The 9,407-nt window shown below is 61.1% G+C and carries 11 protein-coding genes and 1 other RNA gene; 5 read left to right on the top strand and 7 right to left on the bottom strand.

What is annotated here, in order from left to right:
• Positions 1 to 192 precede the first annotated feature (192 nt).
• Both rnpB and rsmI read right to left on the bottom strand, forming a co-directional pair.
• An RNA gene (gene rnpB / locus A0O30_RS04660) (RNase P RNA component class A) lies at positions 193 to 567 on the bottom strand.
• A 67-nt stretch (positions 568 to 634) separates the two neighbouring features.
• Positions 635 to 1,510, bottom strand: a complete 876-nt coding sequence (rsmI, locus tag A0O30_RS04655) for a 16S rRNA (cytidine(1402)-2'-O)-methyltransferase (protein ID WP_016713554.1) — start codon at positions 1,508 to 1,510, stop codon at positions 635 to 637.
• Between the two features lie 186 nt (positions 1,511 to 1,696).
• Between rsmI and A0O30_RS04650 the strand changes: the two genes are divergently transcribed.
• The 5 genes from A0O30_RS04650 to A0O30_RS04630 all read left to right on the top strand — a co-directional run bounded on the left by A0O30_RS04650 (position 1,697) and on the right by A0O30_RS04630 (position 5,490).
• Positions 1,697 to 3,514 carry a penicillin-binding protein activator gene (locus A0O30_RS04650; RefSeq protein WP_105945739.1) on the top strand — a complete coding sequence of 606 codons (1,818 nt, stop codon included), beginning with the start codon at positions 1,697 to 1,699 and terminating at the stop codon, positions 3,512 to 3,514.
• The gene (locus A0O30_RS04645) at positions 3,514 to 3,885 is read left to right on the top strand and encodes a YraN family protein (protein ID WP_019098045.1); all 372 of its coding nucleotides are present in this window, start codon (positions 3,514 to 3,516) and stop codon (positions 3,883 to 3,885) included. The genes A0O30_RS04650 and A0O30_RS04645 overlap by 1 nt, the downstream gene beginning before the upstream one ends.
• Before the next feature lie 86 nt (positions 3,886 to 3,971).
• Positions 3,972 to 4,565 (top strand): phosphoheptose isomerase, encoded by a 594-nt coding sequence (locus A0O30_RS04640; RefSeq protein WP_016713550.1) that lies wholly within the window; start codon positions 3,972 to 3,974, stop codon positions 4,563 to 4,565.
• Positions 4,562 to 5,140 (top strand): BON domain-containing protein, encoded by a 579-nt coding sequence (locus A0O30_RS04635; protein ID WP_016713549.1) that lies wholly within the window; start codon positions 4,562 to 4,564, stop codon positions 5,138 to 5,140. The genes A0O30_RS04640 and A0O30_RS04635 overlap by 4 nt, the downstream gene beginning before the upstream one ends.
• Positions 5,141 to 5,271: 131 nt before the next feature.
• Positions 5,272 to 5,490, top strand: coding sequence for a YgdI/YgdR family lipoprotein (locus A0O30_RS04630; RefSeq protein ID WP_012274072.1), 219 nt, complete (start codon positions 5,272 to 5,274; stop codon positions 5,488 to 5,490).
• Positions 5,491 to 5,540: 50 nt separating this feature from the next.
• Here A0O30_RS04630 and A0O30_RS04625 read toward each other — a convergent pair whose 3' ends face one another.
• The 5 genes from A0O30_RS04625 to petA form a co-directional block, all read right to left on the bottom strand.
• On the bottom strand, positions 5,541 to 5,969 hold the full coding sequence (locus A0O30_RS04625) for a ClpXP protease specificity-enhancing factor (protein WP_016713547.1): 429 nt from the start codon (positions 5,967 to 5,969) through the stop codon (positions 5,541 to 5,543).
• 10 nt (positions 5,970 to 5,979) lie between these two features.
• A complete protein-coding gene (locus tag A0O30_RS04620; protein WP_105945738.1) occupies positions 5,980 to 6,603 on the bottom strand; it encodes a glutathione S-transferase N-terminal domain-containing protein in 624 nt (207 codons plus the stop codon).
• A gap of 119 nt (positions 6,604 to 6,722) precedes the next feature.
• The gene (locus A0O30_RS04615) at positions 6,723 to 7,502 is read right to left on the bottom strand and encodes a cytochrome c1 (protein WP_105945737.1); all 780 of its coding nucleotides are present in this window, start codon (positions 7,500 to 7,502) and stop codon (positions 6,723 to 6,725) included.
• Positions 7,502 to 8,713: a cytochrome bc complex cytochrome b subunit gene (locus A0O30_RS04610; RefSeq protein WP_003251825.1), complete on the bottom strand. Its 1,212-nt coding sequence runs from the start codon at positions 8,711 to 8,713 to the stop codon at positions 7,502 to 7,504. Before A0O30_RS04610 ends, A0O30_RS04615 begins: the two co-directional genes overlap by 1 nt.
• Positions 8,713 to 9,306 (bottom strand): ubiquinol-cytochrome c reductase iron-sulfur subunit, encoded by a 594-nt coding sequence (gene petA, locus A0O30_RS04605; RefSeq protein WP_003251823.1) that lies wholly within the window; start codon positions 9,304 to 9,306, stop codon positions 8,713 to 8,715. The genes A0O30_RS04610 and petA overlap by 1 nt, the downstream gene beginning before the upstream one ends.
• Positions 9,307 to 9,407: the final 101 nt, after the last annotated feature.

Genomic DNA, 9,407 nt, shown 5'->3' with positions numbered 1-9,407 from the left:
AAGGAAAAGCCTTACAGGACCGAGATTTAGCGCGTTAAGAGAAGGTGGAAGCACTACCAAGGAGAAAAAAAGACGAGAAAAATCAAACCCACGCAAGCGAATGGAGTTCGAAGTTAAAGTGATTTATCAAGAGTAAGATTTTTTCGGTATTACCAGAGAGGATCTGCTATCGAATGAAGCAGAGAAGGAAAGGTGGAGAGTCGATCTGTAAGCCGGGTTTTGTCGAGGACAGTCATTCCTCTACGACGGCCATCACTGGACGCCTCTAGCAACCTACCCGGTTCCGACGCGGGCCACGCCTGATGGAACCCTATTTGGTCTTGCTCCGAGTGGGGTTTACCTAGCCACGCACTGTTGCCAGCCGTGCGGTGCGCTCTTACCGCACCTTTTCACCCTTACCGGCACCGAAGTGCTTAGGCGGTTATTTTCTGTGGCACTTTCCGTAGACTCACGCCTCCCAGGCGTTACCTGGCACTCTGCCCTATGGAGCCCGGACTTTCCTCCCCCTGCTGCTCACACAACAAAAGTTGCGGAACAAAAACAGGCAGCGACTGTCCGATCGACTCTCCGCCGACAAGGTTACCGGCACGCGCGCTTGAGAACAAGCAATACCGGCATTTATATCAATTTGCCACTATTCGGCTTTCTGCTTTTCAAGGGCAAGTTGATACAACAGGTTCTTGCGCACCCCGGTAATTTCAGCCGCAAGTGCAGCCGCCCGCTTCAGCGGCAACTCGGCCAACAACAGGTCGAGCACCCGCTGGGCCTCGGCACTGATGGCCTGCTCGCCCTCCGGCGCACTCCAGCCACCCACCAGTACCACGCACTCACCGCGCTGCTGGTTGCTGTCGCCGGCCACAAAGGCACGCAACTCAGCCAGCGGCAGGCCCTTGAGGGTCTCGAACGTCTTGGTCAGTTCGCGCGCCAGCAATGCCGGGCGGTCGCCACCAAAAACCGCTTCCATGTCTTCAAGGCACTCCAGGATTCGGTGCGGGGCTTCATAGAAGATCAGCGTGCGCGGCTCTTCCTTTACCTGCTCCAGGCGTGCCCGACGCCCCGCCTGCTTGGCAGGCAGGAAACCTTCGAAGATGAAGCGATCCGACGGCAAGCCGGCCGCCGACAGCGCAGCGATCAAAGCACAGGCACCCGGCACCGGCACCACATTCACCCCAGCGGCCCGCGCCTGGCGCACCAAGTGGTAGCCCGGGTCGGAAATCAGCGGCGTACCGGCATCAGAGACCAATGCCACGTTCTCGCCAGCCAGCAGCTTGGTGAGGAAACGCCCGCCTTCGTCGCGCTCGTTGTGCTCATGACAGGCCGCCAGCGGCGTGTCGATGCCAAAGTGCTGCAGCAGCCGGACCGAATGGCGGGTGTCCTCGGCGGCGATCAGCGCCACGTCCGCCAGCACCTTCAACGCCCGGGCGCTCATGTCATCGAGGTTGCCGATAGGGGTTGCCACCACATACAGCGTCCCCACCGTGGATTTCGAAGCCCCTGCCACATCAGTCACTGCGCACACCTGTCATTCGGATCAAAGGCGCCATTGTAGCCCGAGCGCCTGCAACAGGGCGCAAAGAACTTCACCAGCGACCAGCGGCAAGCCACCTATAGTGAAGGATCTATACGGCGACATCGCGCCCCGGCCAGTGCTTGGGTACAATTGCCGGCCAACTTGATCGAGTAACAGGACCTTTACATGATCGCTTGCCTGCGGCTGCTCACAGCCCTCTGCCTCGCTGCCCTGCTGGCGGCCTGCGCCAGCTCGCCCTCATCCAGCCTGGGCGAACTGCCACGCACCCCGGATGCCAGCATCGAGCAACTGCTCGAAAAGGCCGCTTCCAGCAAGTCTGCGGAAGACGCCGCCCTGCTGCGCCTGAGCGCAGCCGACCTGGCCTACAAGCAGAAGGACTTCCCACGCGCCGCACGCATTCTCGAGCAAGTCCCGCTGGACACGCTCAAGCCGGCCCAGCAAGTGTTCGCCAGCACCCTCGCTGCCGAACTGGCCATGAGCCGCAACCAACCCAAGGCCGCCCTGACTGCACTGGCTCACCCTAGCCTGCAGCGCGTCGCCGAGCTTCCGGCAGAGCAGCAAGCACGCACCTACAGCGTGCACGCCGCCGCCCTCGAAGCCGACGGCCAGGCCCTGGCTGCTGCGCAACAGCGTGTACTGCTGGCCCCGCTGCTCAGCGGCCAGGCCGCCAGTGCCAACAACGATGCCATCTGGGCACTGGTCGCCTCGCTGCCGGCAGAGCAACTGCAGCAGCCAGCCAACGACCAGACGCTGAGCGGCTGGACCAGCCTGGCCTTCGCCGTGAAAAGCGCCGGCACCCTGGAGCAGCAACAAGCGGCTATCGAAGCCTGGGTCAAACAGCACCCGGACCACCCGGCAGCCCTGCAACTGCCGCAGGCACTGACCAAGCTCAAGGAACTGGCCAGCCAGCCGCTGACCAAAATTGCCCTGCTGCTGCCGCAGGAAGGCCCGCTGGCCGGTGTTGCCCGCGCGTTGCGCGACGGCTTCATGGCCGCCCACTTCCAGGCCCAGCAGGCCGGCCAGCCAGCGCCTGCAGTGCAGGTGTTCGACAGCTCGCGCATCGGCTCGCTCGATGATTTCTATCGCCAGGCACAGGCCGCTGGCGTGCAACTGGTCATCGGCCCGCTGGAAAAACCGCTGGTGAAGCAACTGGCCGCCAAACCTCAGCTGCCCATTACCACCCTGGCCCTGAACTACGCCGACGCCGGTCAGAAGGCGCCACCGCAGCTGTTCCAGTTCGGCCTGGCTGCCGAAGACGAGGCCCGCGAAGTTGCCCGCCGCGCACGCGCAGACGGCATGGTTCGCGCCGTGGCCCTGGTACCGAGTGGCGAATGGGGTGACCGCGTACTGGCCGCCTTCCGCCAGGATTGGGAAGGCAATGGCGGCACCCTGCTCGCCGCCGAGCGCATTGCCCAACCCGTCGCCCTGGCCCAGCAAATTGCCGACCTGTTCCAGCTGCGTCAAAGCGAGGGCCGCGCCAAGAGCCTGCAAAGCACGGTAGGCGGTAGCATCGCAGCACAACCGTCGCGCCGTCAGGACATCGACTTCATCTTCCTCGCCTCGACCCCACAACAGGCACAGCAGATCAAGCCGACCCTGAACTTCCAGTACGCCGGTGACGTGCCTGTCTACGCGACCTCGAACCTGTACAGCGCCAGCGGCGACGTCAACCAGTACAATGACATGAACGGCATTCGCTTCTGCGAAACGCCGTGGTTGCTCGACTCCAGCAACAGCCTGCGCCAGCAAGTCGTGCAACAGTGGCCGCAAGCCGCTGGCAGCCTGGGCCGCCTGTATGCCATGGGCGTCGATGCCTACAGCCTGGCACCGCGCCTGGGCCAGCTGAAAGCACTGCCAGACAACCGCGTAATGGGCCTTTCGGGCAGCCTGAGCATCAACGCCAACCAACGCGTCGAGCGCCAGTTGCCATGGGCCGAATTTGCCGGCGGCCAGATCAAGCGCCTGCCTGACACCGCGCGTTGATGGCCGCAGCATCACCAACCCGCGCCGGGCAAGCGGCAGAAAACCAGGCCCTTGAGTACCTTCAGGGGCAAGGTCTGCAGCTGCTGGCGCGCAACTGGCGATGCAAAGGCGGTGAGCTTGATCTGGTCATGCTTGACGCCGATACAGTAGTATTCGTCGAAGTCCGCTACCGGTTGCACGCGGGCTTCGGAGGCGCCCTCGACAGTATCGACGGGCGCAAGCAGAAACGGCTGGTGCTTGCCGCCACCCTGTTCCTGCAGAAGGAGCCCCATTGGGGCAACCACCCCTGCCGCTTCGACGTAGTCGCCCTGCAGGGCAGCCACCATGCAGGCAGACCGCTTCAATGGCTGAAAAACGCCTTCGAATGCTGAACCCACTTCGTTTTTTTTGCTCTATGTATCGCGGGCCGGTCGTTGTTGCGCGTAGCAAAGGCCACCGCCCTACTTAAGGTCACCAGATGGACATGCAATCCCGAATTCGCCGGCTGTTTCAGGCCAGCATCGATACCAAGCAACAGGCAATGGACATCCTGGCACCGCACATCGAGCAGGCCAGCCTGGTCATGGTCAATGCGCTGCTCAACGAGGGCAAGATGCTCGCCTGCGGCAACGGCGGATCGGCTGGCGATGCCCAGCACTTTTCCTCCGAGCTGCTCAACCGATTCGAACGTGAACGCCCGAGCCTGCCTGCCATCGCGCTGACCACCGACAGCTCGACCCTGACCTCGATCGCCAACGACTACAGCTACAACGAAGTCTTTTCCAAGCAGATCCGCGCCCTGGGCCAACCCGGCGACGTTCTGCTGGCGATTTCCACCAGCGGCAACTCGGCCAACGTGATCCAGGCGATCCAGGCCGCACATGACCGCGAAATGATTGTCGTAGCATTGACTGGCCGCGACGGCGGCGGCATGGCTTCGCTGCTGCTGCCCGAGGACGTGGAAATCCGCGTACCTTCCGCCGTTACCGCGCGTATCCAGGAAGTCCACCTGCTGGCGATCCACTGCCTGTGCGACCTGATCGACAGCCAACTGTTCGGGAGTGAAGAATGACCCCAATGCGCCTCGGCCTGATGGCCCTGACCCTGTGCCTGAGCGTCACCGGTTGCAGCTCGGTACTTACCTCTACACGCAATTCGCCGATCGAGGACGATCGCGGCACGCGCACCATCGGCAGCAAGATCGACGACTCGCTGATCGAGACCAAGGCCGCCGTGAACATTTCCAAGGCCAGCCCTGACCTGGACAAAGGCTCGCACATCGTTGTCAGCAGCTACAACGGCATCGTCCTGCTGGCCGGGCAAACCCCGCGCGCCGACCTCAAGAGCCTTGCCGAGCAAACCGCCGGCCAGGTGCAGCGGGTCAAGAAAGTGCACAACGAACTGCAGGTGATGCAGCCCTCCTCCATCCTGGCACGCAACAATGACGCCTGGCTGACCACCAAGATCAAGACCCAGATGCTGACTGACAATGCCGTGCCCAGCTCGCGCATCAAGGTGATTACCGAAAACGGTATCGTCTACTTGCTCGGCCTGGTAACCCAGCAGGAGGCCAACTCGGCCACTGCCGTGGTACAGGGCGTGTCGGGCGTGCAGAAGATCGTCAAGCTGTTCGAATACATCGACTGACTCACTGGCCTCTTCGCGGCTAAAGCCGCTCCTACAGAGGTACGCGATACCTGTAGGAGCGGCTTTAGCCGCGAAGAGGCCGGCACAGACAACATCAATGCCCCACCTTCAAGAAACCCAGGAAACACTGCATGAAAAAGCTTCTGCTGCCTGCCCTGTTGATCGGCACCTTCGCCACCCTGGCCGGCTGCTCCACCCCAAGCCTGATCACCCTCAACGATGGCCGTGAAATCCAGGCTGTCGATGCACCGAAGTTCGACCGCGACGCCGGCTTCTACGAGTTCCAGCAACTCGATGGCAAGCGCACCCGCATCAACAAGGACCAGGTCCGCACCATCAGCGACCTGTAATCCCGCGCTGCAACAAAGAAAAAGGCGATCCGGTTGGATCGCCTTTTTTGTTACTTGACCACTTTCAGGCTCGGTCGGCCACTTGGGCGTGGCGGCTGCCCACCACCCTCTGGCGGCCCGTCGTCATCCGGCTGCACGTCATCGTCTTCCAGCTCGTCGCCATCCATTGGCGACTCCAGCTCGAAGACCATGCCCTGGCCATTTTCGCGGGCATAGATGCCCAGAATGGCGCCAACCGGCACGAACAGCGAGTGGGCCACACCACTGAAACGGCCCTCGAAGCTGACCGCTTCATTGTCCATGTGCAGGTGGCGCACGGCACTTGGCGAGATATTCAGGACAATCTGGCCATCACTGGCGAAACCATCCGGCACCTGAACTTTCGGGAATTCGGCATTGACCAGCATATGGGGCGTGCAATCGTTGTCGACGATCCACTCGTACAGTGCTCGAACCAGATAGGGGCGACTGGAGTTCATCAACGGCTCCTTAAAGCTTGCGCATTTCACGTTCTACGGAGGACAGGCTCGCCTGGAAAGGCTCGCGGGCGAACTGACGCTCCATGTAATCCAGCAGCGGCTTGGCTTGCCGCGGCAACTCGATACCCAACACCGGCAAACGCCAGAGTATGGGCAGTAGACAGCAATCGACCAGGCTTTGCTCATCGCTCATGAAACAGGCGAATTCATTGAACAGCGGCGAAACGCCGGTCAGGCTTTCGCGCAAGGCCTTGCGCGCTTCGGTTCTGGCAGCCTCACTGCTGCGCGAATCGAGCACGGTATCGGCCAGGGCACACCAGTCGCGCTGAATGCGGTGCATCAGCAAACGGCTGTTGCCGCGCGCAACCGGGTATACCGGCATCAGCGGCGGGTGCGGGTAACGCTCCTCCAGGTATTCCATCACCACGGTCGACTCATACAACGCCAGGTCACGGTCGACCAGGGTCGGCACGCTGCCGTAAGGGTTCACCTCGGCCAGCTTGGGCGGCAGGCGGGCGGGGTCGACATCAATGACCTGTACGGTAACGCCCTTCTCGGCCAGCACCAGGCGTACCCGATGAGAATAGTGATCAGCGGGATCGGAATAGCAGGCTAACCTGTTGGTTGCGCCCATGTAGCGGCTCCTCGCACGGGATGCTTGTGCAACTGTAAATGAAAACGCGCCCGGGGCGCCCCCGGCATTTCTGCTGGGGGCGCCCCGGGCGCGTTCAACAACCAGAAACTACTGCGTGATCAGTGCACGTCCTTCCAGTATTCACGCTTGAGCAAATAGGCGAATACGAAGAAGAAAGCCAGATACAGCAACACATAGGTACCGATGCGCTGGCTTTCCAGTTTGACCGGGTTGGCCGAATAGGCCAGGAAGGTCACCAGGTTCTTGACCTTCTCGTCGAACTGCTCGGTCGTCAGGGTACCGGATTTCGGCGTAATGGTCAGCTGGTCGCAGGCTTCATGGGTGATCGGGCTACCGGTCAATGGGTCGAACTGCTTCTTGCCATCGGTCACGGTCTGCACCTGCTTGCAACCAATCACCTGATTGCCTTGCAAGCCAACCAGCACGTTGGGCATGCCGACGTTCGGGAACACCTTGTTGTTCACCCCATAAGGCCGCGACGGGTCCTCATAGAAGCTACGCAGGTAGGTGTACAGCCAATCGGTACCGCGCACCCGAGCCACCAGCGTCAGGTCGGGCGGCGCGGCGCCAAACCAGGTCTTGGCGTCACCGGGTTTCATGCCGATCTGCATGTGGTCACCAATCTTGGCACCGGTGAACACCAGCTTCTCCAGCATCAGTTCGTGAGGGATGCCGAGGTCATCGGCCACACGCTCGTAACGCTGGAACTTGGCACTGTGGCAACCCATGCAATAGTTGGCAAAGGTACGCGCACCGTCCTGCATGGCGGCCTTGTCGGTCAGGTCGATATCGACCTTGTCCAGCTCCAGACCGTGTTCGGCAGCGAAGGAAAAGGCAGGCATCACTGCCAGCAAAAATACTGCAATCAACTTTTTCATCAGCCAGTCACCCTTTCCGGAACCGGTTTGGTCTTCTCGAGCCTTGTGTAGAACGGCATCAGCAGGAAGTAGGCGAAGTACAACACCGTGCATACCTGCGACAGCAAGGTGCGCCCAGGTGTCGGCGCCAGTACGCCCAGCACGCCGAGAATGACGAAGGCCACGCAGAACACCAGCAGGAAGACCTTGCTGATCCAGCCCTTGTAACGCATGGAACGCACCGGGCTGCGGTCGAGCCAGGGCAGTACGAACAGCACGGCGATGGCCGCACCCATGGCGATGACACCCATCAGCTTGTCAGGCACCGCACGCAAAATGGCGTAGAACGGTGTGAAGTACCACACAGGCGCAATGTGCTCAGGCGTCTTGAAGGCGTTGGCCTGCTCGAAGTTCGGTTTCTCCAGGAAGTAACCACCCATTTCAGGGAAGAAGAACACCACGGCACAGAACACGAACAGGAACACCACCACGCCGACGATGTCCTTGACGGTGTAGTACGGGTGGAACGGAATGCCGTCCAGCGGAATGCCGTTTTCGTCCTTTTTCTTCTTGATGTCGACGCCATCGGGGTTGTTCGAACCCACTTCGTGCAGGGCGAGGATGTGCAGCACCACCAGGCCGAGGATGACGATGGGCAGTGCAACCACATGCAAGGCGAAGAAGCGGTTCAGGGTGATACCCGAGATCAGGTAGTCGCCGCGGATCCACTGAGTGAGGTCGTCGCCAATCACCGGAATGGCGCCAAACAGCGAGATGATCACCTGGGCACCCCAGTACGACATCTGCCCCCACGGCAGCAGGTAGCCCATGAAGGCTTCAGCCATCAGCGCCAGGTAGATCAGCATACCGAACAGCCAGACCAGCTCGCGTGGCTTCTGGTAGGAGCCGTACAGCAGGCCACGGAACATGTGCAGATAGACCACGATGAAGAACGCCGACGCACCGGTGGAGTGCAAATAGCGCAGGATCCAGCCGTATTCCACGTCACGCATGATGTACTCGACCGAGGCGAATGCCTCTTCCGCCGAGGGCGTAAAGCTCATGGTCAGCCATACGCCGGTGACGATCTGGTTGACCAGCACCAGCAGCGCCAGGGAGCCGAAGAAGTACAGGAAGTTGAAGTTCTTGGGCGCGTAATACTTGCTCAGGTGGTCTTCCCACATCTTGGTGGCGGGGAAGCGAGCATCAATCCAGTCCATGAACTTGCTCATCATGCGTTCTCCTGGTCGACGCCGATGACGATGATCTCGTCCGACTCGTAAGAGTGCGGTGGCACTGGCAGGTTGAGAGGCGCCGGCTGCGACTTGTAGACGCGGCCAGCGAGGTCGTAGTGGGAGCCGTGGCACGGGCAGAAGTAGCCACCTACCCACTTTGGACCGAGATCGGCAGGCGCCACTTCCGGGCGGAAGGTGGGCGAACACCCCAGGTGCGTGCACAGGCCGACGAGAATGAGGATTTCCGGCTTGATCGAGCGAACCTCAGGGTCGACATAGGCCGGCTGCACCGAGGCCTTGGACTCTGGATCAGACAGGTCTCCGGTGATTTTTTTCAGGTTACCGAGGATCTCCTCCGTTCGCCGCACAATGAACACCGGCTGGCCACGCCACTCGGCCACCATCTGCTGCCCGGCCTCGACCTTGGCGATATTGACCTTCACCGGTGCACCCGCGGCTTTCGCCTTGGCACTGGGAAACCATGACCCCACGAACGGTACCGCAGCCCCCACTGCTCCCGCTGCCCCGACCACGGATGTCGCGGCTACGAGGAAGCGGCGCCGGCCTGCGTTGACGCCGTCATTGCTCATTCAGTCCTCTCCCATCAGCTTGCTTGGCCTGTTGAACCAGGCTTGTACTTAGGTTGTGTCAATGGCACTAAAAATTGGCCGCCATGGTAAGAAACAAATCC

The organism is Pseudomonas sp. LLC-1, assembly GCF_002992185.1.
Lineage (GTDB): Bacteria > Pseudomonadota > Gammaproteobacteria > Pseudomonadales > Pseudomonadaceae > Aquipseudomonas > Aquipseudomonas monteilii.
Note: the sequence above shows the minus strand (reverse complement) of the source record. Positions and strands in the feature narration are given on the sequence as shown.

Coding starts and splice junctions, on each gene's coding strand:
- A0O30_RS04645 (WP_019098045.1), top strand. CDS start 3,514: ATGGCCGCAGCATCACCAACCCGCGCCGGGCAAGCGGCAGAAAACCAG.
- A0O30_RS04640 (WP_016713550.1), top strand. CDS start 3,972: ATGGACATGCAATCCCGAATTCGCCGGCTGTTTCAGGCCAGCATCGAT.
- A0O30_RS04625 (WP_016713547.1), bottom strand. CDS start 5,969: ATGAACTCCAGTCGCCCCTATCTGGTTCGAGCACTGTACGAGTGGATC.
- A0O30_RS04635 (WP_016713549.1), top strand. CDS start 4,562: ATGACCCCAATGCGCCTCGGCCTGATGGCCCTGACCCTGTGCCTGAGC.
- A0O30_RS04610 (WP_003251825.1), bottom strand. CDS start 8,713: ATGAGCAAGTTCATGGACTGGATTGATGCTCGCTTCCCCGCCACCAAG.
- A0O30_RS04650 (WP_105945739.1), top strand. CDS start 1,697: ATGATCGCTTGCCTGCGGCTGCTCACAGCCCTCTGCCTCGCTGCCCTG.
- petA (WP_003251823.1), bottom strand. CDS start 9,306: ATGAGCAATGACGGCGTCAACGCAGGCCGGCGCCGCTTCCTCGTAGCC.
- A0O30_RS04630 (WP_012274072.1), top strand. CDS start 5,272: ATGAAAAAGCTTCTGCTGCCTGCCCTGTTGATCGGCACCTTCGCCACC.
- A0O30_RS04620 (WP_105945738.1), bottom strand. CDS start 6,603: ATGGGCGCAACCAACAGGTTAGCCTGCTATTCCGATCCCGCTGATCAC.
- A0O30_RS04615 (WP_105945737.1), bottom strand. CDS start 7,502: ATGAAAAAGTTGATTGCAGTATTTTTGCTGGCAGTGATGCCTGCCTTT.